Consider the following 19806-nt stretch of genomic DNA (forward strand, 5'->3'; position numbering starts at 1 on the left):
TTGTATTTGCCACTTGCCAACAAAAAAGTCATAGTGTAATATGTAACTAGTACACTATGACACGAGGTGTTGTGATTGAAAAGCTTTACAGGACTTTTAAAAAAAGAATGGGTACTTTATCGCTCATGGTTTCTAGTAGGGATATTTATGGGACTTATGCTATCTTGGATCGTTCCCTATATCTTACATCAGTATGTCGATCTCTTTGCACATGAGCATCAACTAGCATTTGCATTTACGATGCTCGTCCTTTTTCTAGGTGGATTCTATTCTATCTTACAATTTTTAGCATCGATGCGTTTGGATATTAAAGCAAAGGAGAGCTGGCTCCATTCAACAAGCTCTATCACAAAGCTTATCGGAGCAAAATTGGTTTGCTCATTAGTAGGTTATGTCCTCTTCACTATCCTTTTCACGAGTATAGCCATTTTCAATATTAAGGATGAGCTGATCGCGAGCGCTGGACAAATTTTATTAGTTTTAGTAATAATTGTTATTATATTGATGATTTTCCAATTAATGCTATTTATCGTTCTTTTATTCTTTTTAGCTTTTTATTTGCAATTGAAGCGCATAATAGGTCGTTTTTCAATTGTGCTGACAATGATTGTGTTTTATGTAACCACAGCTGGTTGGGCGCGGGTAACGGAGAGTCAGCTGTATCGAGCGATCTTCCTCCATGGGGAAGTTTCGCTTCAAAACATCGAACACTATCTACCAAAAGCGAAAGAAATGACGATGGAATGGATGCTTGGCTCGATATATGTCGTTGAGGAAATAGCCATTACGTTATTATTACTACTGCTGTTTTTAGCAGCATCGAAGTGGCTTGAAAGGGTGGTTTTACGATGACGATGGATTTTTCGCGTGACAAACCCATTTATAGCCAGCTTGTCGATCGAATTTGTGGAGACATTTTGAAGGGGAAGTTGGAGCTAGGTGATCGACTTCCCTCCGTTCGAGAATATGCAGTAGAAACAGGTGTCAATGTCAATACGGTGCAACGTGTATACAAGGAGTTAGAGGCAATGAATATAACGGAAACCAAACGAGGACAGGGTACATTTATTACGAGCAATGAGGAGCGCATTGAGTTATTGCGAGAAGAGATGAAAAATCAGCTGGCTGAAAATTTTTTAACATCGATTGAGGCATTAGGCTTTTCGAAGGAAGAGATGCTTGTGGTTTTGAAAAATAAAGCGTGAGGTGAAGGGATGTTACAGCTATCAAATGTATCTTTTCAATATAAGAAAAAGCCAGTTTTACAGGATCTATCCTTCTCCTTTCCGATTGGACAAATCATTGGACTAGTTGGAGAAAATGGTAGTGGTAAATCTACGCTTATGAAAGTTTTAGCTGGTTTACTGCGACCCACTGCTGGTGAGATCACACTAGAGGGTAAGCCAGTCACACGTAGAAGTGCTGACAAAATTGCTTATTTACCAGATACAGATTTGTTTTTTGAGTACTACACGGGTGAACAGCTTTTCCAGCATTATGCTTCGCAATTTGAAGATTTTTCCTATGACAAAGCCTGTATCGTCGCACAATTTTTACAGGTAGATACGCGCACAAAGCTACGCCAATTATCAAAGGGTAATCGTGGTCGTATGAAAATGGCTGCCACCCTTGGACGAGAGGTTCCTTATTATGTCATGGACGAACCATTTGCTGGGCTAGACCCAATTGTGAGAGAGCAGTTGATTAAAGGCTTAATTCAATTTACGGACATCGAAAATCAAACGATTTTGCTATCCACACATGAATTATATGAGGTAGAGCCTATTTTAGATCAAATTATTTTATTGCAGGCAGGATCAATCATGGCCTACGAGAATGTGGAAACATTACGCGATGTGGCTAATAAGGATGCAGTTGAGTGGATGAAAGGGTTTTATCGTCCTTCAGTAAAAGACAGCTAAAGGTGAAGAAAGAATCGTCAATAAAGCAATGTTGTCGTGCCAGACTGCATAATGCTCAGGCGAAATAGATTAGAAAGGGTGAAAAATATGACAGAACCGATTGTACAATTGCAAAATTTATCGAAAACTATTCGAGGAAAGCAATTAATTCAACAGTTAAACATTGATTTATATCCAGGCCAAATTACAGGATTTTTAGGACCGAATGGAGCGGGGAAAACAACAACAATCCGAATGATGACAGGGCTTATGCATCCAACAGAGGGCAATGTCATCATCGACGGGCTTTCACTGAAGGAGCATTACGAGGAAGCCATTAGTAAGGTTGGTGTGATTGTTGAAAATCCAGAAATGTATAAATTTATGTCAGGCTATAAAAATTTACTACATTTTGCACGTATGCATAAAAATGTAACAAAGGAACGAATTCAGGAAGTCATTCAACAAGTTGGGCTCGAAAATCGTATACATGAAAAGGTCTCTACGTATTCACTTGGTATGAGACAACGACTAGGATTAGCCCAGGCGTTATTGCACAGACCGAAATTTTTGATTTTAGATGAGCCGACGAATGGCTTAGACCCTGCTGGTATTCGTGAGTTTCGTATGTACCTGCGTAAGATTGCTTCAGAAGAGGGCGTATCCGTCTTTGTCTCAAGTCACTTGTTATCAGAAATTGAATTGATGTGTGATCGAGTGGCTGTGATTCAAAATGGGCAGCTGATTGATCTGCGCGATATTCATAATGAAAGCTCATCGTTTTATTATGTGGAGGCACAGCCAAAAGAGCAGGTGTCTGCTTATCTGGAACAGTGTGACTTTAACTTTGTAGCAGAGAATCAAGGCTATGTGGTGGAAATGAAGAAAGAGGATGTCCCAGCTATGACTACACAACTAGTCCAAGCGGGTATTCAATTATTTGCTGTACAGCCACATCAAAAAACATTAGAGGATCAATTCTTAGAAATGACTGGAGGCGGACAAATTGCTGAAGCTAATTCAAAATGAGTGGATGAAATTATGGCATAAAAAAGGAACATGGGCAATGGTGGCCATGCTGATTCTTGTCATTCTTGTTCCTGCTGGAATCACCAAATATTATGAAGTAAAATCCCCGACGGAAGGCTCTTGGCAGGACATAGAGCAGGATGCCATTCAATCTTATAAAGAGACGCTAGCAGGTGAAGATTTAACGGAGGAAGATAAGGCATACTTTCAAGAGCAGATGGCAATTTCTGAATATCGTTTAGCGAATGATGCACCAAGTCAAAAAGATAGTAGTCTTGCAAGCTTTATGTCCTTTACAAGCGGTATGCTTACACTTGTTACTTTATTTACAGTCATTACCGCAGCTAGTATTGTATCGAGCGAATTTTCAACAGGGACGATTAAAATGCTCTTAACGCGCCCAATGTCTCGTGCAAAAGTGTTAACGTCTAAATTACTAACAACATTCCTTTTTGGTTTGTTATTGTATGTGGTCAATGTTGTGGTAAGTGCCCTTATCGGCTTAGTCTTGTTCGGCATGGGAACAGGTGTGGAATTAGAAATGGTCAATGGACAGGTCGTTGAAAAGGCTGTATGGAGCGATTTAGCCTATCATTACCTATTATCTAGTGGCGATTTTGTGATGTCTACATTATTTGCCTTTTTGATTGGCTCAGTATTCCGCTCAAGCTCATTAGCAATCGGTTTAACGATGTTCCTTTCTTTTACAGGCGGCATGATAGTTATGTTCTTAAGCCGATACGACATCGTCAAATATATTTGGCTCACACATTCTGATTTAACACAGTATGAGCATGGTGGTGGCTCCATGATTGCTGATGTGACGTTGCCCTTCTCATTAACAGTACTTGCTATATACGCAGTAGTTTTCCTTGTCATTAGTTATTCAACCTTTATGAAACGTGATGTCACGGCATAAGCTAAAGAAGAACTGTGCCCTAATTTTGGATTAGGGTGCGGTTTTTTTGTTTAACATCACGAAATATTAAAAAAGTATTTATTTTTTTTTGAATTGCGCCTATAATAATAGCAACTTAGTGAAAACGCTTTTTTTTTTACTAAAGTGGTCTAGACAACTATACCAAAGGGGGATAATGAATGTTTGCTTTCTTACAAAAAATCGGTAAGTCGCTCATGTTTCCAATCGCAACATTACCAGCAGCAGCATTACTATTGCGTTTAGGTTCAGCGGATATGCTTGGGGCCGTACCGAATGAAGCCATCCAGTACATTGCTAGTATTATGGCCGCTTCTGGTAATGCTATACTAGGGAATTTACCAATTATTTTTGCTATCGGTATTGCGATGGGGTTTGCACATGATAGCAGTGGTGGCGCAGCTCTAGCAGGTGCGATTGCGCATCTTGTTTTAGTCGCCGTTTTAGGGACTGTTAACGAAGAATTAAATATGGGTGTGTTTGGTGGTATTATTGCCGGTATTACGGCAGGCTTATTATATAACAAATATTATAATGTGAAATTTCCAGAATGGTTATCATTCTTCGGTGGACGGCGCTTTGTACCGATTATTACGTCCATCACCATGGCAATTTTAGGTAGTATTTTAGCAATTGTTTGGGGACCAATTCAAGGTGGTATTGATGCTGTCGGTAATTGGATGATTGGTGCAGGATCACTTGGTGTAGGGATGTATGGCTTCTTCAACCGTCTATTAATTCCAGTGGGTCTCCACCATGTAATCAATACAATTATTTGGTTTGATTTCGGTGAATTTACAAATGCTGCAGGCGAAATCGTGAAAGGGGATATCAACCGCTTCCTAGCAGGAGACACGACAGCTGGACATTTCCAAGCTGGTTTCTTCCCAATTATGATGTTTGGCTTACCAGCAGCCTGTCTAGCAATGTATTTTGCAGCGAAAAAAGAAAAGCGTCCAATCGTTGGAGGGATGTTCGTTTCCATCGCTTTAACAGCCTTTTTAACGGGTGTTACAGAGCCTATTGAATTTTCCTTTATGTTCTTATCACCAGTTCTTTATGGTATTCATGCTGTATTAACAGGTATTTCATTGGCGGTGGCCTATCTCGTTGGATTCCGTGACGGCTTTGGGTTCTCTGCAGGCTTAATTGACTACTTACTCAACCTTGGTCTGGCAGATAAACCATGGCTCTTATTACCTTTAGGTTTAGGCTTTGGGGCGATTTACTTTGTGGTATTCTATTTCTTAATCAAAAAATTAGACTTAAAAACACCAGGACGTGAAGACGATGAGGATGAAGATGGCGAAGTAAATGCTATTGCTGATGATGTCGATTTACGTGCATATTATACAATTGAAGCATTAGGTGGAAAAGACAATATTAAGCAAGTGGATTATTGTACAACTCGCCTACGATTATTAGTACAGGATTCTGCTAGCGTCGATGAAAAAACATTGAAGCAAACAGGTGCAAGAGGAGTTATGCGTATTAGTAAAACCAATGTCCAAGTAATCATTGGGACATCTGTTGAGTTTTTAGCTGAAGCCATAAAAGAACGTTTGAAAAAAGGCAATCCAGCACCAGCCGATGTAGGACTTCCATCAGCTCAGCCTGTCATGGAAGAAAAGGTGAAGAATGACACGATGACATTCCGTGATTTTGAAATGCCAATGACGGGTGATTTATTGCCTTTAACAGAAGTGCCTGATGAGGCATTTTCAGCAGGCTTGATGGGCCAAGGTTTCGGGATACGTCCGACAGATGGAGCAGTCTATGCACCATTTGATGGTCAAGTAGTGATGGTGTTCCCCACAAAGCATGCAATTGGCTTAAAATCTGATACGGGCATTGAAGTATTAATTCATGTTGGCTTAGATACGGTCAAACTAAATGGTGATGGTTTTGATCTGCTCGTTACAGATGGTCAAAAAGTTAAGCGTGGGGATGCGTTATTAAAAGCAGACCTTGTACAGATTGAAGGGCAAGTACCTTCTGTCATCACACCAGTTGTCTTTACAAGCTTAATGGGGCAAGAGATTACACTTGAAAAGACTGGCTATCAACGAGCAGGCTCAACGAATATTATTACAATGAAGAAGTAACAACTAATGGGGCTGTTAGCGAAGGTATACAGAGGCAATGAGCTATTGCACACAGATGCCTTTTCGACAGCCCTTGTTCAAGAAGGAGATGTTTTTCTTGAGTTTACTCATTCGAAATATCACAGTAGTGAATGGCAATGGACGAGATGAACAGGTAGATGTATGGATGAAGGATGGTAAAATTGCGCAAATTGCTCCTCAGCTTGATATCCACGATGTAGAACAGCTTGATGGTTCAGGGAAATTTTTATTGCCAGGATTTATTGATATGCACATTCATGGATCCGCTCAAATGGATACGATGGATGCTTCTGATGAAGGGCTTCATACGATGGCTCAATCCCTTTTAAAAGAAGGAACGACAAGCTTTTTAGCTACAACGATGACACAAAGCTATGACAACATTGAACGAGCTATTGAAAATGTAGCACAGTTCCAGCCACAGCCAGATGAAGCAGAGGTACTAGGTATTCATATCGAAGGGCCATTTGTTTCAAAGCAGCGAGCAGGGGCACAGCCTCTTGAATATATTGTCGAGCTAGATTTAGATATATGGACAAAATGGCAGCAACTAAGTGGCCATAAAATTAAGCAAATTACGCTAGCACCAGAAGAACCGAATGGCATGGCAGCTGTGCAAAGTATTTCTGCTAGCGGTGTCATTGTTTCAATTGGTCATTCGGATGCTACCTTTGAGCAAATGCAACAAGCGGCTCAATTAGGTGCCACACAGGGGACACACTTATACAACCAAATGCGTCCATTCCACCATCGAGATCCAGGTGTAGTTGGCGGTGTCCTGCTGCTAGATGCGATTAAGGCAGAACTGATTGTTGATTTTATCCATATGCATGAAGGCGCTGTGGAAATGGCCTATCGCTTAAAGGGAGCAGACGGGCTTATTTTAATTACAGATGCCATGCGCGCAAAGGGAATGCCCTACGGAGCATATGATTTAGGCGGTCAAACAGTTCATGTGACAGAAGCAGGTGCCCATTTGTCAAATGGATCGTTAGCAGGCAGTATTTTAAAAATGGATGAGGCTGTACGGAATATGCATCACATTACGAATTGTACGCTGGAGGAGCTTGTCAAAATGTCCAGCTTTAATGCTGCCGAACAATTGAAGCTAGGTAATAAGGGTCAGCTTATACAAGGCTTTGATGCGGATGCAGTGATTTTAGATGAACAATTAAAGCTCCACCAAACGATTAAGGCGGGCAAGGTCTTATATGATGCAAATTCAAGTGGACAATAGTTACTAATATGCAGCAGGTATACAAACATCTTGCATGAAACGATGGAAATGAAAAGGTGATAGAACATGAATACCTATTTTCAACAAGTAAATCGATATTTAACAATGGTGGCACAGCAGGAAAGCAACCAACTTATGCATATTGCCAAGCAAATTGTTAAACGTCTCACAAAGGGAGGCATTATCCAGCTCTTTGGCTCTGGTCATTCCATGCTACTAGCACAGGAATGTTACTATAGAGCAGGTGGCTTAGTGCCTGTCAAACCGATACACATAGAATCGTTAATGCTACATCAGGGTGCACGGCAATCCTCACAAAATGAAAAAAAACAGGCTTTTTTAGCCACCTATAAGGATCAGCTGCAATTTGATGACCAAGATGTTTGTATCATCATTTCAACCTCTGCCAATAATCCAGTGCCCATTGATATGGCTATCTATGCAAAGGAAGCGGGCGCTTTGACTATTTCACTCCAATCACTGGAATATCAGCACCAGCCGTCGCGCCATCCGTCAGGCAAGCGTTTAGAGCAAGTAGTAGATGAAGTTTTGAATACGCATGTGCCATTAGGTGATGGTGTGTTAACCGTTGACCAATTGCAATATGCCCCTGTATCAACGGTGTTAGGTGCGACTTTATTAAATGCTTTATTCGCTCAAATCATTGAACTTATGCATGCACAGGGCGCTAGTGTACCAGTGTTTGGTAGCAGTAATTTAGGGGAAAATAATAACGATGCGCTCATTGATCAGTATGGTCAGCGTATTCATTTCTAGGATACAAAGGAGGATATGTGGTGAAAGTAAAAAGATTTTCCTCAATGGATGATTTATATTCACATGCAGTAGCGACCATCGTTGAAGCCAAAAATAATGGTGCCACAACGTTCGGGTTAGCTACTGGTGGAACAATGGAACCACTATATGCTAAAATCTGTAAAACAGATATTGATTTTTCACATTGTATTAGCTTTAATTTGGATGAGTATGTTGGACTTGAGGCAACTCATCAGCAAAGCTACGCCTATTATATGAACAAACATTTATTTAACCAAAAACCATTTTTAGCATCGTATTTACCAGATGGATTAGCAGTAGATCCTTTAGTGGAAACAGCTCGCTATGAAGGATTACTGCAACAATATCCCTTAGATTTCCAACTGCTTGGTATCGGTCAAAATGGTCATATCGGCTTCAATGAGCCTGGTACGTCATTTGCTTCTTTAACACATCTTGTAACACTCGAAGAATCTACTCGTCAAGCTAACGCGCGTTACTTTTCATCCATTGACGAAGTGCCGACACAGGCATACACGATGGGTATTCAATCGATTATGCGGGCAAAATGCATTTTGTTACTCGCAGTGGGAGAAGCTAAGCGTGAGGTGTTAGAGCGTTTACTGGCATCTGATTATACAGAAGACGTACCTGCAACTGCTTTATCGAAACATCCAAATGTAATGGTTTTAACAGACTTACAAGAAGAGGAGAATAAATTATGAAAACACAACAATTTACAGTAGTCGATCCTTTAGGTATTCATGCACGACCAGCGAGCCAGCTTGTGGCAAAAGCAACACCATTTGCTTCATCTATAGAAATACGAACAGAAGAAAAAGCAGCTAACTTGAAATCAATCTTAGGTGTGATGGGATTAGCCTTAAAGCAAGGTTCACAATTTACACTTGTTGTAGAGGGGGAAGACGAAGAGCAAGCATTAGCAGCACTAACGACACTCATCACGGAAATGGGGCTTGCACAATGACACGACTCACTGGTATTGCCGCTTCAGACGGCATTGCCATTGCGAAAGCATATCGTTTCGTCCAACCAGATTTAACATTCGCTAAAACAACTGTTCATGATATCGAGGCAGAGCAGAAACGTTTAGCAGCCGCTCTTGCCAAAGCAGAGCAAGAACTGATTGTCATTCGACAGCAAACATTAGAAAAATTTAGTGCAGAAGAAGCCGCAATTTTTGAGGCACATTTATTAGTGGTTCATGATCCCGAATTAATTGGGCCTATCAATCAAAAAATTGCAGACGAAGCGGTAAATGCGGAGTATGCATTGCATGAAGTAACCTCTATGTTTGTGGCATTATTTGAAGGTATGGATGACGAATACATGAGTGCCCGTGCATCAGATATTAAGGATGTGACAAATCGCATATTAGCACATTTACTCGGAGTACATATTCCAAATCCAAGCAATATTAACGAACAGGTAATTATCGTAGCGAATGATTTGACACCTTCAGAGACAGCCCAATTAGATCGCAACTATGTTCTCGGTTTTATTACCGATATTGGTGGGCGTACATCCCATTCAGCCATCATGGCTCGTAGCTTAGAAATCCCAGCAGTCGTAGGGGCAGGGGTTGCTACGACAACAATTCAGGATGGCGATACTATAATTGTTGACGGTTTGACGGGTCAAGTCCTAGTGAATCCAAGTGCCGATGTGATTGCAGACTATCAGGAAAAGGCACAAAAATATCGGGTACAGCAGGCGGAATGGTCTACTTTAGTGAATGAGCAAACCGTTTCTAAAGATGGCGTGCATGTTGAGCTAGCGGCTAATATTGGATCGCCAAATGATTTGGATGGTGTATTGCGTCATGGAGCAGAGGGAATTGGCTTATATCGAACAGAGTTTTTATATATGGGCAGAGAAAATTTACCCTCTGAGGAAGAACAATTTACAGCGTATAAAACAGTCTTGGAAGGAATGAAGGGCAAGCCAGTTGTTATTCGAACACTGGATATTGGTGGCGACAAGCACCTGCCATATTTACCTTTGCAAGAAGAAATGAATCCATTCCTTGGTCACCGTGCCATTCGTCTATGTCTTGACCAGCAGGAGTTATTCCGCACACAATTGCGAGCACTACTGCGAGCATCTGTCTACGGAAACTTAAAAATTATGTTCCCCATGATAGCGACCATTCAAGAATTCCGTGCGGCTAAAGCCATTTTGCTTGAGGAAAAGGAAAAGCTGATAGCTGGAGGGATTGCAGTAGGCTCTTCCATCGAGGTCGGGATGATGGTTGAAATTCCCTCGACAGCCGTAATGGCAGATATTTTTGCCAAAGAAGTGGATTTCTTCTCCATCGGGACAAATGATTTAATTCAATATACAATGGCGGCAGATCGGATGAATGAAAAAGTTTCCTATTTATATCAACCATATAACCCAGCCATATTACGTTTAATTCAAATGGTCATTAAAGCTGCCCATCAAGAACAGAAATGGGTAGGAATGTGTGGAGAAATGGCTGGCGATGAACATGCTGTTCCACTATTGCTAGGCTTAGGCTTAGATGAGTTCTCTATGAGTGCTACGTCAATTTTAAAAACGAGGGCCTTGCTAAAGCAATTATCTGTCCCAGAGATGCAGACTTTAGCAACAGAGGCATTACAGCTAGCAACAGCTGAAGAAGTGCTGGAAAAAGTAAAGCAAGCTGTGAAATAGGATAAAACAAAAACCCATCTACCAACAAGTAGATGGGTTATTTATTATTGGCTGAAAGAGTCAATGAATATCGGTATTTCTAATAAATCCTCCACGATGGCATCCGCTTGAACATGTTGCCATTGTTTATCTTTTTTCCAAATGCCCTTCATTCCCACATGTTGAGCACCTTTGACATCATTCACAGGATGGTCGCCGATAAAAACACATTCATGAGGAAGGACATTCAGCTTTTCGATGGCATTTAAAAACAGTTGAGGATCGGGTTTTTTCATTCCTGCCCATTCCGAAACTAAAATGACATCAAAATAATGTTCAATTGCTAATGCCTTTATATTGTCCATCTGAAAATGCCCATAGCCATTCGTAATCATGCCTAAAGCCAACTGATCCCTTTTCAATTGTTCTAGCATAGGGATAAGGTTAGGAAAAGGGACACAGCTATATTTAAATTCGTTTAGGTAATCTTGAAGAAGTTCTTCCCACGTAATATGAACAAGATGAAATTCTTCTACTAATTGCTGGTAGACGCAATCCTTCCAAACGTAGCCTCGCTTATCTAGTTGGATAAAGCGAGTTATATACTGTTCTTTTGAAATACTACCTAATACCGACTTTAATCGCTCATATTGCTGCTCAATGAAGAATTCGATAGATGCATCTCTATTTAATAATGTTCCGTCTAAATCAAATAATGCTGCTTTCATCACATCTTTTTCGCCCTCCTATTTGATCATAAAAAAAGTAGCTGAAGTTAGGCTTCAACTACTTTTTAGTTCATTAGGCATGTTTTGAAATGATTTGCTGAAGCTTTGCTTGTAGTGTCGGTAGGTCATGCATCGTAACCGTTGTGCGAACATAGCTTTCATCCATATCTAATGCTTCAGCAAAAAAGCTACCAATGCCTTTTACTTTGCGATCAATTTGCATGAAAATCTCTGCAGAATGGTTGGATTGAGAAAGGAAAACTAATTCAAGCTCATCTAAATGGCCTCTATATTGTCCAGTGGGTACAAATTCAAATTCCTGGACAAATGGATAGTAGCCGCGGAAGCGTGAAGGAGCTTGTTCACATTCAGCTTCACGTAAACGGAAACCTAATCCACGAATCGCATCTAATATATGACCTGCTAGTGCTGTTGGCTCGACACGAATATAATCCTTATCACTCGGATCGACCGCATTTTTAATATCAAGACCAGTTTGAATCCATACCTGTGTTTTACCTGCACTAATCGGTGTTTCAAATGGCAATGTTAATGAAATAGGGAAGATTTTTTCCTCGCCGGCGCCCAGTGTGAAAGGCTCTGTTACTTTGACCTTCTGCAGTGCGGCAACCTCTGTATGTTTGTGATCATTCGACTCACGGATATAGGTCGTATTGACGGATAGGTAAATCGTGTCGACCTGTTGCTCAACTTGACCGCCACGCACAATGATTTCACCCTGCATGACCTCTCCAGCACGATAAGTATCCTTCTCCAATCTTGTATCCACTGTCGCTGAACCTATACCAATACTTGCTAATGCTTTATGAAAAAAAGACATCTTTCATTCCTCCTACTGACATCGTTAGCTATACATACGCTTATGTTGAAAAAAGGTTTCAAGACTTACAAATTTTTCGTTATACTAGTTGAAAACGAAAGAGGGATGGCGATGGAGACAGAGTGGCTACGCACATTTATAGTGGCAGCACAAACTGAAAACTTTCGAGAAACAGCTGAAAAACGATTTATTACACAATCGACTGTAACGAAGCATATCCAGCATTTAGAAATGGCATTGCAAACCCCATTATTTGATCGACAGAGCAAACAGGTGACGTTAAATCAGCAGGGTGCTTATTTTCGTCTGCAGGCACAAAAAATCCTGTCCGCTTTAGATGAAGGGCTACAACAAATGGATTCCTTCGTAAAAGGCTACACCGCTAAGCTTACGATTGGCGTTGCTCCGCAAATAGCGAATTCAACATTACCAGCTATTATCACAGCATTCCAGCATCGAAAGCCCTCTACTCAGGTAGTGATAGAACTTTTAAAATCCAATGAAATTGGGGAAGCGGTATTTACTGATGTAATCGATATTGGCTTATCCAAATTAACCTCAACTCGTGAGCTTCACACAGTGATGCTCGCACAAGAACCATTGCATTTAATTGCTCCTATTGCTAAAAAGGAATATGATGCTTTCACCCTTTTACAGCAGGAAACGCTTTTCACACATGAATATGCGCCCTATTGGCAGGAAGTACAACAGGTGCTACAGCAATTTACTAGCCATCAAACAATGCATATTAATCAAACAGAGGTAATCAAGCATTTCGTCAAGCATGGTCTTGGTATTGCCTTGCTGCCTAAGAGTGTAATTGAACCAGATTGTCAGCAAAATCTTCTACATAGCTATTCAGTAAAAGAATTTTCTCATATTGTATCGGATACTTACTTGCTTACAAAGTATGTCTCGGCTGATTATGATGATTTTTTAGTAGCGTGTAATAGCGTGTATGGGTAAAGCCGTTTTCTGCACTGTTTATTCATAATGTTCCTTTATACTATTTTAGTATAAATAATAGATAGAGGGTGTTTAGATGTATAGTATATTGTCCACCATTAGTCAGTTTATTAGTGAACCGCTTACGCAATTTGTACAGGGCTATGAGCATTCTGCACTGATGATGGCCATTCTTCTTGGCTTGATAGGCGCCTTTGCTCCATGTCAGTTAACAGGTAATATGAGTGCCATTACATTTTACGGCAATCGAACACTTCAAAAGAGCAGTAATTGGCAAGAAATTATGTTTTTTATAGTGGGGAAAGTGTTTGTTTTTAGTGTGCTTGGCTTTTGTGCTTGGCTTTTTGGGCAATCATTTGAAACAAAGATGACCGTTTATTTTCCAATCTTTCGTCAGGCTATTGGGCCGATGATGCTGCTAACAGGGCTGGTGCTAATCGGTTTATTCAAATTAACCTTTCTACAACGTTTAACATCGCTGCTGCCGCCTGTAGTAAAAGAGGGGAAATTTGGCTCGTTCTTAATGGGCGCTAGTTTTTCTATTGCCTTTTGTCCCACTATGTTTGTTCTATTTTTTGTATGGTTAATGCCCCTTGTGGCAAGCACTTCCTATGGGTTGCTTCTACCTAGTATTTTTGGCGTAGCGACCGCTGTACCGCTCATCATCATGCTTCTGTTGATCTATGTCTTTGATGCCAAGCGTATTATCCTACGAAAAAGCATGAAGATGGGAAGAGCTATTCAACTAACAGCAGGTATCCTATTAATTTTAATCGGAATAACGGACACCATTACATATTGGAGTATGTAAGACATGTATAATAGAGTGAAAATGAGAAAGAGAGATACAGTATGATCGCTATATTATTATTTATTCTTGCAGGAATTGGTGAAATAGGTGGGGGCTATTTAATTTGGCTTTGGTTACGAGAGGGTAAACCATTTTATTGGGGCATTATTGGCGGTATTGCACTTGCTCTGTACGGTGTTGTTGCAACATTCCAGTCCTTCCCTACCTTTGGCAGAGTTTATGCAGCCTATGGTGGGGTATTCATCGTGTTATCTATTTTATGGGGGTGGGGCATTGATGGCAAAAAGCCCGATCATTTAGACTTTATTGGCGCAGGGATATGCTTAATAGGCGTCATTGTAATATTGCTGCCTCGCTCTTAGCATTGAAAAAAGGTTACTACAACAGAATAGTAACCTTTTGTAATCTATTTTTTACGAGCAATAAAGCGCAGACGATAATAATCAATGACCCATTCATTCTGTTGGAAACAAGTTGGCTTTAATAATTCCTCACATGTCGCATAAACCTGCTCTTTCTCATCAGCCTTTAAGTGCTGTAGAAGATTTTCACTAAACATGACCAACCAGTTGCGAAGCCCATCCTGCCCTTGAAGTGGTGTAGGGCGTTTATAGAGTGTGATATTCTCGACCTGAAAGCCTGCCTTTTCTAATTTTGATTGATATTCCTCGACGCTTGGAAAATACCAAGGGAAATAGTGGTCGATATAGGGAAATTGTAAAGTTTCCATACTTTTTTGCAGAGCCCAAATGATAGATGCAATATTGCCTTGTCCACCCATTTCAGCAACAAAGCGTCCACCGTTCTTCAGTGCACCATAGACATTTTCAATAACTACATCAGGTTCCTTCATCCAATGAAGTGCGGCATTGGAGAAAACGGCATCAAATTGCTGAGAAAAGTGCATCGCTGTAGCTTCCATCGTTTGAAAGTTAATGGCAGGATATTTTTGCTGAGCAGCTAAAATCATTGTAGCCGACGCATCTACTCCGAGCACAGAAGCTCCAAGTGCTGATATGTCATTAGCCAAATCTCCTGTACCACAACCCACATCTAAAATATGTTCATTTTTTTGCGGCGCTAGTAGATCGACTAAGCTTGTACCCAATTTTGACACGAAATCATGCTTTTCATCATATAAATGAGCATTCCATTTTGTTTTTGTTGTCATCCTATTTCATCTCCTTTAGTAGAGCATAGCAAAGGAGGTCATCCAACAGAAATGCGAAAAATCATGAATTTTGATTCCAAATTGGAATGATAGCTTTCTCTCCAACAGCTAGCTTTACACGCTATCAAATTTCCGATCCGATAAGGGATTAAAATTATTTTATACAACACATAGTCAAGGTAGTAAGAAATGGTGTTTCCATAAAAATTTTGAGTAAAATAAAAAGGTAGCTGGTGTTTTTTCAGCTACCTTTTGCTATGGTTAAAGCTTTGTTAATGTTTTGCCACTCCAGCCAAACAAGATCGTAAGAATTGGTCCAAGTAAACAGAAGAAGGTGAATGGTAGGTAATCCAGTGTGGAAATACCTAGAACACTTGCGATAAAAATACCACAAACACTCCAAGGCACAAGAGGGTTGACAACCGTACCTGCATCCTCCATGACGCGTGAAAGGTTTTTTGGTGCAAGCCCAACCTTTGCAAATTGTGCCTTAAAGGCCTCACCAGTTAATAGAATGGATAAGTACTGTTCACCGATCAATGTATTAACACCGATGCCGGTGATGGCAGCGCCTGTAATAACAGAACCAGCACTTTTAAATAAGCTTTCGACCTTCGCTAAAATGCTTTGAATAATGCCTAGTGTGAATAAAAGGCCACCCATTGTTAAGGCAAGTAAGACAAGCGCGATTGTAAATAGCATACTATTCATCCCACCACGAGTGAGCAAGGCATCTACCTCTTTATTACCAGTTTGAGAGACATAGCCATCAAACAGAATTTTGAAGACATCTGAAGCGGGAACTGGGTCAAGTAAAGAGCCAAGACCTACTCCAATAATGGACACAACAGCCAATGTAATGACTGCAGGTGCCTTGTAAAAAGTCATGATTACGAGAACAACAATTGGCAATAATGTATACCAATGAATAAGTCCTGTAGACAGTAAACCCCCTTTAAATTGCTCCACTGTCTCAAAGGATGTAGCAGCTCCTGTTGGGGAGATAATAGCATAGAGCACAAAGGAGATAAGAAAAGCAGGGATGGTTGTCCAGCCCATATTTTTAATATGCTCAAAAAGGTCTACACCAACTGTACCAGAAGCAAGATTGGTTGTATCGGATAATGGAGACATTTTATCACCAAAGAAGGCCCCAGAAACAATCGCTCCAGCTGTAATGGTTAGCGAGATATCCATAGCTCCGGCAATGCCCATAAATGCTACACCAACCGTTGCTACAGTTGTCAGAGAGCTTCCAATTGAAATACCAACGATACTACAAATTAAAAACACGATAGCAAAGAAAAAGTTTGGCGACACAGTTAAAAAGCCATAATAGATAAGGGTTGGGATCGTTCCACCCATAATCCAGCTGGAAATTAAAATGCCAATAAAAAAGAAAATAAAAACGGCGCCAAGTCCAGCGCTAGCACCAGCAATCATACCACCCTCAAGATCGCGAAAGGGTACTTTTTTCAGTAATCCATAAGCCAGTAAAAGGGCAATCACAAGAAAAATCGGGATATGCGGCGTAGCCTTTAAATAGCCAATACTATAAGCCATTATGGCGATAATTAAAATAGTGATAAAGCTTGCCTCAAGAAATCGAGGGTTACTCTTTGCTTCTATTCGAAACATGTGAATCCTCCTAATAAATACTTCTGCGCTTCAATGCGGTGAAGCCCAAAAGTATTATAGCACGCTAATATTTTTTGTCAATTGACTGAAAATTGGCGGTCTCAATGAAAGAAATAATCCCAGGCATTTTTCAAAATCAATAAACATGTCATGACAATAAAGATGACACGCATCATGCTCGTTCCACGCTTCAGCGCAAATTTGGATCCAAGGATTGCCCCAAAGATCATGACAAAGCCCATCGAAAAACCATAGAGAAAATGAACTTCTCCTAAAACTAAAAACATGATTAATGCCGCTAAATTTGAGGTGAAATTAAAAGCTTTCGCATTACCAGCAGCTTGGAGAAAATCATAACCCATCATTAATAGAATAAAAATAAAAAATGAACCCGTACCTGGTCCAAAAAAGCCATCGTAAAAACCAATAGCCGCAAATGCACCTATATAGGCTAAATGTTTGGCTGTACTAAGTACACGCTCTTGATATTGCTGTCCCCAATCTTTTTTAAACATTGTATAAGCAGCTACAAGGACGAGCATAACAAGCATAAGTGGTTTTAAAATAGCAGGGGACACAAGATGGACAGTAAAGGCACCGAGTAAAGACCCTACAAAGATAAAGGGGAGGATTTTTCCGATTTTCTTGATATCAACTTTACCTGCACGTAAAAAAGTTAGCATACTTGTACCATTACTAATGGTATTGGCCAGTTTATTTGTGGCAATGGCTGTACTTGGAGGTAAACCAACAGCCATTAATGCAGGTAAGGAGATGAGCCCACCACCTCCAACAATCGCATTTAAAAAAGATGCGATAAAAGCAAGTAGTAATAATATTGTGAGTGAAAGTAAATCAATATCCATAAATATGCTCCCATCTTTCCTCATTGCGTTTTAACATAGCGTACTGCGGAAGTCAAAAAATAACAATGAAATTCCAGCATTTTCATGTAAATTTCGTTTACAATTCCTTAACATTTCACAAGACAAACAAATAAGCAGAAAAAAGTTTATTTCAAGTATTTTTATAAAAATAAAAGAAAAAATGGTCATTTTTAAAGAAAAAATAGTGATTTTTAATATTTGATTTCCAACGTTTACAACTTGCGAAATAGCTTAAAAATAAATGTGGCAAATTTTATATTACAGTTTTGTAAAATCAACATCTTAGTGTTTAAAATTTTGTAGAATTGTGTAAATGTTTTGTTATGATGGTTCAGAAATTGACAATATTTTTTCAACAGGAGGAACAGGATGTTCAACTCAAATAAGCAAGATCCATTTTTTCAGTCACTATTAAAAATCGCGAAAAACGTGAATGAGGGTATCTATTATGCTCATAATGCCCGTATTCAAGATATAGATGCGCTAAAAGAAATTGCAGATACAATGAAGCAATACGAAACAAGTGGCGATAAATTAATCCATGAGCTAATCGTTATGCTGAATAAATCCTTTATGACGCCAATTGAGCGTGAAGATATTTTAGCATTAGCCAATAAATTAGATGATGTGATTGATGGAATGGAAGGCTGTATTGCGCACTTCAATATGTACAACCTAACAGAAGTAACAGAGCCAATGCGTCAATTCCTCACATATATTGCGAAAAGCACGGATGAAATGGTACAAGCCATGGAACTGTTAAATAGTAAAAAGCTTGTGGAAATGCGTAAACATGCTATTCAAATTAAGGATAATGAACGTGAATGTGATGAAATTTTCCGTTCTTCGATGAAGCAATTATTCATCCAAGAAAAAGACCCAATGCGTTTGATTGTTTTCAAGGATATTTATGAGCAATTTGAAGACATTGCGGACAGCTGTCAAACAGTAGCAAACACAATTGAAACAATAATTATGCGTAATGCATAAGATGGAGTGTACGAAATGGATACGATCTTATTAATCACCATATTAGTCGTTATTTTCGCACTTGTGTTCGACTTTATTAACGGCTTCCATGATACAGCCAATGCGATTGCTACCTCTGTATCGACCCGTGCCTTAAAGCCACGTACTGCGGTTTATATGGCAGCAGTAATGAACTTCGTCGGAGCGATTACATTCGTTGGGGTAGCCAAAGCCCTAACAAAAGATATTGTGGACCCATTTTCTTTAAATGCCTATGATGGCGATATTACAGGTTCTGTTGTGATTTTAGCAGCCTTATTATCTGCCATTACATGGAATTTATTAACATGGTATTTTGGGATTCCATCAAGTTCTTCTCATACATTAATAGGTTCTGTTGCAGGGGCAGCTATTGCCGCAGCAGGATTTGATATTTTGAACTATGCTGGGTTTATTAAAATTCTTCAAGCACTTATTTTTTCACCATTACTAGCGTTCGCAGCTGGTTTCCTGATGATGACATTATTAAAAGTCATCTTCAAAGATATGAATTTATATCGAACGAATAAAGGCTTCCGTACAATGCAAATTGGGACAGCAGCCTTACAATCCTTTACACACGGGACAAATGATGCGCAGAAGGCAATGGGTATTATTACCTTGGCGCTAATCGCCGGCGGCCTACACCAAGGAGATGATATTCCTTTCTGGGTACGTTTTGCTGCAGCAACTGCGATGGGTCTTGGTACATCTGTCGGAGGCTATAAAATTATCAAAACGGTTGGCGGTAAAATCATGAAAATCCGCCCAGTAAATGGGGTAGCAGCAGACTTAGCTTCTGCATCGATTATCTTTGGTGCCACATTAATCCATTTACCAGTTTCTACAACACATGTAATTTCTTCATCCATCATGGGTGTCGGAACAGCACACCGTGTTAAAGGCGTTAAATGGGGGATGGCACGTAAAATCGTTACAACATGGGTCATCACGATGCCAATCTCTGCTGTCATGGCAGCATTGATTTACTATATTCTAAGTTTATTTTTCTAGTTCGCTAAGGAATGCACAATCACAGTGCATTCCTTTTTTAAATGGATAAAAATGAAGGA

At 39.9% G+C, this 19806-nt stretch carries 21 protein-coding genes; 16 read left to right on the forward strand and 5 right to left on the reverse strand.

Annotated elements, in window-relative coordinates; genetic code table 11:
- The first annotated feature begins 75 nt into the window (after nucleotides 1–75).
- From EW028_RS03025 to ptsP, 11 genes are all read left to right on the forward strand, one after another.
- Entirely contained in the window at nucleotides 76–852 is a 777-nt protein-coding gene (locus EW028_RS03025; protein WP_131519852.1) for a hypothetical protein, read from the forward strand.
- Entirely contained in the window at nucleotides 849–1205 is a 357-nt protein-coding gene (locus EW028_RS03030) for a GntR family transcriptional regulator (protein WP_048390347.1), read from the forward strand. The genes EW028_RS03025 and EW028_RS03030 overlap by 4 nt, the downstream gene beginning before the upstream one ends.
- 9 nt (nucleotides 1206–1214) lie before the next feature.
- Entirely contained in the window at nucleotides 1215–1922 is a 708-nt protein-coding gene (locus EW028_RS03035) for an ABC transporter ATP-binding protein (protein WP_066037440.1), read from the forward strand.
- 87 nt (nucleotides 1923–2009) lie between these two features.
- Nucleotides 2010–2930: an ABC transporter ATP-binding protein gene (locus EW028_RS03040; RefSeq protein ID WP_009370928.1), complete on the forward strand. Its 921-nt coding sequence runs from the start codon at nucleotides 2010–2012 to the stop codon at nucleotides 2928–2930.
- The gene (locus EW028_RS03045) at nucleotides 2908–3849 is read left to right on the forward strand and encodes an ABC transporter permease (RefSeq protein ID WP_131519853.1); all 942 of its coding nucleotides are present in this window, start codon (nucleotides 2908–2910) and stop codon (nucleotides 3847–3849) included. The genes EW028_RS03040 and EW028_RS03045 overlap by 23 nt, the downstream gene beginning before the upstream one ends.
- 179 nt (nucleotides 3850–4028) lie before the next feature.
- Entirely contained in the window at nucleotides 4029–5972 is a 1944-nt protein-coding gene (gene nagE / locus EW028_RS03050) for an N-acetylglucosamine-specific PTS transporter subunit IIBC (protein WP_131519854.1), read from the forward strand.
- 97 nt (nucleotides 5973–6069) lie between these two features.
- On the forward strand, nucleotides 6070–7230 hold the full coding sequence (gene nagA, locus EW028_RS03055) for an N-acetylglucosamine-6-phosphate deacetylase (protein ID WP_131519855.1): 1161 nt from the start codon (nucleotides 6070–6072) through the stop codon (nucleotides 7228–7230).
- Nucleotides 7231–7296: 66 nt separating this feature from the next.
- On the forward strand, nucleotides 7297–8007 hold the full coding sequence (locus EW028_RS03060) for a sugar isomerase domain-containing protein (RefSeq protein ID WP_066037443.1): 711 nt from the start codon (nucleotides 7297–7299) through the stop codon (nucleotides 8005–8007).
- A gap of 20 nt (nucleotides 8008–8027) precedes the next feature.
- A complete protein-coding gene (locus EW028_RS03065) occupies nucleotides 8028–8732 on the forward strand; it encodes a glucosamine-6-phosphate deaminase (protein WP_131519856.1) in 705 nt (234 codons plus the stop codon).
- A complete protein-coding gene (locus EW028_RS03070) occupies nucleotides 8729–8995 on the forward strand; it encodes an HPr family phosphocarrier protein (protein WP_004229305.1) in 267 nt (88 codons plus the stop codon). Before EW028_RS03065 ends, EW028_RS03070 begins: the two co-directional genes overlap by 4 nt.
- A complete protein-coding gene (ptsP, locus tag EW028_RS03075) occupies nucleotides 8992–10704 on the forward strand; it encodes a phosphoenolpyruvate--protein phosphotransferase (protein WP_131519857.1) in 1713 nt (570 codons plus the stop codon). Before EW028_RS03070 ends, ptsP begins: the two co-directional genes overlap by 4 nt.
- A 44-nt stretch (nucleotides 10705–10748) precedes the next feature.
- On the opposite strand, the gene EW028_RS03080 is transcribed toward ptsP, so the two are convergent.
- Both EW028_RS03080 and EW028_RS03085 read right to left on the reverse strand, forming a co-directional pair.
- Nucleotides 10749–11414 carry an HAD family hydrolase gene (locus tag EW028_RS03080; protein WP_131519858.1) on the reverse strand — a complete coding sequence of 222 codons (666 nt, stop codon included), beginning with the start codon at nucleotides 11412–11414 and terminating at the stop codon, nucleotides 10749–10751.
- Nucleotides 11415–11484: 70 nt separating this feature from the next.
- Nucleotides 11485–12252 (reverse strand): sporulation protein, encoded by a 768-nt coding sequence (locus tag EW028_RS03085; RefSeq protein WP_054550900.1) that lies wholly within the window; start codon nucleotides 12250–12252, stop codon nucleotides 11485–11487.
- A 111-nt stretch (nucleotides 12253–12363) separates the two neighbouring features.
- Here EW028_RS03085 and EW028_RS03090 point away from each other — a divergent pair, with 111 nt between their 5' ends.
- The 3 genes from EW028_RS03090 (at nucleotide 12364) to EW028_RS03100 (ending at nucleotide 14391) form a co-directional block, all read left to right on the forward strand.
- Complete coding sequence (locus EW028_RS03090) at nucleotides 12364–13218, forward strand: LysR family transcriptional regulator (RefSeq protein WP_131519859.1); 855 nt, start codon at nucleotides 12364–12366, stop codon at nucleotides 13216–13218.
- A gap of 76 nt (nucleotides 13219–13294) precedes the next feature.
- Nucleotides 13295–14029, forward strand: a complete 735-nt coding sequence (locus EW028_RS03095; protein WP_131519860.1) for an urease accessory protein UreH domain-containing protein — start codon at nucleotides 13295–13297, stop codon at nucleotides 14027–14029.
- A 41-nt stretch (nucleotides 14030–14070) separates the two neighbouring features.
- Nucleotides 14071–14391: a YnfA family protein gene (locus EW028_RS03100; protein ID WP_004229297.1), complete on the forward strand. Its 321-nt coding sequence runs from the start codon at nucleotides 14071–14073 to the stop codon at nucleotides 14389–14391.
- 44 nt (nucleotides 14392–14435) lie between these two features.
- Here the strand turns inward: EW028_RS03100 and EW028_RS03105 are convergent, their stop codons facing one another.
- The 3 genes from EW028_RS03105 to EW028_RS03115 all read right to left on the reverse strand — a co-directional run bounded on the left by EW028_RS03105 (nucleotide 14436) and on the right by EW028_RS03115 (nucleotide 17704).
- Entirely contained in the window at nucleotides 14436–15200 is a 765-nt protein-coding gene (locus EW028_RS03105) for a class I SAM-dependent methyltransferase (RefSeq protein ID WP_131519861.1), read from the reverse strand.
- Nucleotides 15201–15461: 261 nt separating this feature from the next.
- The gene (gene nhaC, locus EW028_RS03110) at nucleotides 15462–16838 is read right to left on the reverse strand and encodes a Na+/H+ antiporter NhaC (RefSeq protein WP_131519862.1); all 1377 of its coding nucleotides are present in this window, start codon (nucleotides 16836–16838) and stop codon (nucleotides 15462–15464) included.
- Nucleotides 16839–16939: 101 nt separating this feature from the next.
- A complete protein-coding gene (locus EW028_RS03115) occupies nucleotides 16940–17704 on the reverse strand; it encodes a sulfite exporter TauE/SafE family protein (RefSeq protein WP_066037452.1) in 765 nt (254 codons plus the stop codon).
- A 390-nt stretch (nucleotides 17705–18094) separates the two neighbouring features.
- On the opposite strand from EW028_RS03115, the gene EW028_RS03120 reads away from it, so the two are divergent.
- Together EW028_RS03120 and EW028_RS03125 are read left to right on the forward strand one after the other, a co-directional pair.
- On the forward strand, nucleotides 18095–18715 hold the full coding sequence (locus EW028_RS03120) for a DUF47 domain-containing protein (protein WP_004229078.1): 621 nt from the start codon (nucleotides 18095–18097) through the stop codon (nucleotides 18713–18715).
- Nucleotides 18716–18730: 15 nt separating this feature from the next.
- Nucleotides 18731–19747, forward strand: coding sequence for an inorganic phosphate transporter (locus EW028_RS03125; RefSeq protein WP_004229076.1), 1017 nt, complete (start codon nucleotides 18731–18733; stop codon nucleotides 19745–19747).
- The last annotated feature ends 59 nt before the right edge of the window (nucleotides 19748–19806 follow it).

Source organism: Lysinibacillus sp. OL1, from assembly GCF_004332175.1.
Lineage (GTDB): Bacteria > Bacillota > Bacilli > Bacillales_A > Planococcaceae > Lysinibacillus > Lysinibacillus capsici.

Bases quoted from the DNA above. Each gene is read 5' to 3' on its own strand.
- EW028_RS03030 (WP_048390347.1), top strand. From the start codon at position 849: ATGACGATGGATTTTTCGCGTGACAAACCCATTTATAGCCAGCTTGTC.
- EW028_RS03035 (WP_066037440.1), top strand. From the start codon at position 1,215: ATGTTACAGCTATCAAATGTATCTTTTCAATATAAGAAAAAGCCAGTT.
- EW028_RS03040 (WP_009370928.1), top strand. From the start codon at position 2,010: ATGACAGAACCGATTGTACAATTGCAAAATTTATCGAAAACTATTCGA.
- nagE (WP_131519854.1), top strand. From the start codon at position 4,029: ATGTTTGCTTTCTTACAAAAAATCGGTAAGTCGCTCATGTTTCCAATC.
- EW028_RS03060 (WP_066037443.1), top strand. From the start codon at position 7,297: ATGAATACCTATTTTCAACAAGTAAATCGATATTTAACAATGGTGGCA.
- EW028_RS03070 (WP_004229305.1), top strand. From the start codon at position 8,729: ATGAAAACACAACAATTTACAGTAGTCGATCCTTTAGGTATTCATGCA.
- ptsP (WP_131519857.1), top strand. From the start codon at position 8,992: ATGACACGACTCACTGGTATTGCCGCTTCAGACGGCATTGCCATTGCG.
- EW028_RS03085 (WP_054550900.1), bottom strand. From the start codon at position 12,252: ATGTCTTTTTTTCATAAAGCATTAGCAAGTATTGGTATAGGTTCAGCG.
- EW028_RS03090 (WP_131519859.1), top strand. From the start codon at position 12,364: ATGGAGACAGAGTGGCTACGCACATTTATAGTGGCAGCACAAACTGAA.
- EW028_RS03095 (WP_131519860.1), top strand. From the start codon at position 13,295: ATGTATAGTATATTGTCCACCATTAGTCAGTTTATTAGTGAACCGCTT.
- EW028_RS03100 (WP_004229297.1), top strand. From the start codon at position 14,071: ATGATCGCTATATTATTATTTATTCTTGCAGGAATTGGTGAAATAGGT.
- EW028_RS03105 (WP_131519861.1), bottom strand. From the start codon at position 15,200: ATGACAACAAAAACAAAATGGAATGCTCATTTATATGATGAAAAGCAT.
- nhaC (WP_131519862.1), bottom strand. From the start codon at position 16,838: ATGTTTCGAATAGAAGCAAAGAGTAACCCTCGATTTCTTGAGGCAAGC.
- EW028_RS03115 (WP_066037452.1), bottom strand. From the start codon at position 17,704: ATGGATATTGATTTACTTTCACTCACAATATTATTACTACTTGCTTTT.
- EW028_RS03120 (WP_004229078.1), top strand. From the start codon at position 18,095: ATGTTCAACTCAAATAAGCAAGATCCATTTTTTCAGTCACTATTAAAA.
- EW028_RS03125 (WP_004229076.1), top strand. From the start codon at position 18,731: ATGGATACGATCTTATTAATCACCATATTAGTCGTTATTTTCGCACTT.